Source organism: Herbaspirillum sp. B65 (genome assembly GCF_000333555.1).
GTDB lineage: Bacteria > Pseudomonadota > Gammaproteobacteria > Burkholderiales > Burkholderiaceae_D > Herbaspirillum > Herbaspirillum rubrisubalbicans.
Genome location: NZ_BADI01001137.1, coordinates 1 through 1,009, shown reverse-complemented (window position 1 = coordinate 1,009; position 1,009 = coordinate 1). Strand labels below are relative to the sequence as shown.

Sequence of the window (1,009 nt, the reverse complement as noted above, 5' to 3'; positions counted from 1 at the left end):
GCCTGATTGCCGGGCCGCTGTCCCAGGCCGCCCAAGTGGCCACCCGCGTGGCGCAGGGCGATCTGAGCGGGGTCATCGAGGTCGAGCTCAAGGGCGAAACCGGGCAATTGCTCTCATCCCTGCAACACATGCGCCAGGGCTTGAGCCATATCGTGCGCCAGGTGCGGCAGAGTGCGCGGGTCATGCGCGGTTCGGCCGGCGACATCGCCGACGGCGCGCTGGATCTGGCCATGCGTTCGGAACAGCAGGCCAGTTCGCTGCAACAGACGGCGGCGGCCATGGAGCAATTGAGCAGCACCGTGCAACAGAGCGCGGAACACGCCCGTCAAGCCAGTGCCCTGGCCGAGTCGGCAGCACGGGGAGCGGTCGATGGCGGGGCGGCGGTCAGCCAAGTAGTCGAGGCCATGAACGTGTTGCAGGGCGCGGCCGGACGTATCGTGGACATCATCTCGGTGATCGATGCCATCGCCTTCCAGACCAATATCCTGGCCTTGAACGCTGCCGTGGAAGCGGCTCGCGCTGGCAGCGAGGGCCGCAGCTTTGCCGTGGTGGCCAGCGAAGTGCGGGTCCTGGCGCAGCGCTCGGCGGACGCCGCGCATGAAATCAAGCGCCTGATCGGGGCCTCGGTACAGAGTATCGAAGAGGGCTGCCAGCGCGCCCAGGTGGCCGGTCAGACCATGCAGGAGGTGGTGAGCAAGGTCGACCGGGTCAGCCAGGTGATTGCCGAGATGGCCAGCGTGAGCGTGCAGCAGTCCGCCGGCGTAGTACAGATCGCCCAGGCGGTGAGCGCCATGGATCAGGTGACCCAGCACAACACGGTGCTGGTCCAGCAATCGGCGGCCGCCGCCGAGGCCATGCGCCTGGCCACCGAGCGCATGAGCAAGCTGGTCGGCGCCTTCCGGCTGGACCAAGGGGATGTGCCTGAGGATGACGGCCTGGTGATCGATATGGCGGCCTGAAGCGGCCAGCGCTACAGCGGCGACCTGGAATGGTTCAGACGATCTTGCAG

At 67.2% G+C, this 1,009-nt stretch carries 1 protein-coding gene; it reads left to right on the top strand.

Features of this window, described 5'->3' with window-relative positions:
* The coding region (locus I5W_RS26755; protein ID WP_044531541.1) for a methyl-accepting chemotaxis protein at positions 1-959 on the top strand (959 nt) is incomplete at its 5' end.
* Positions 960-1,009: the final 50 nt, after the last annotated feature.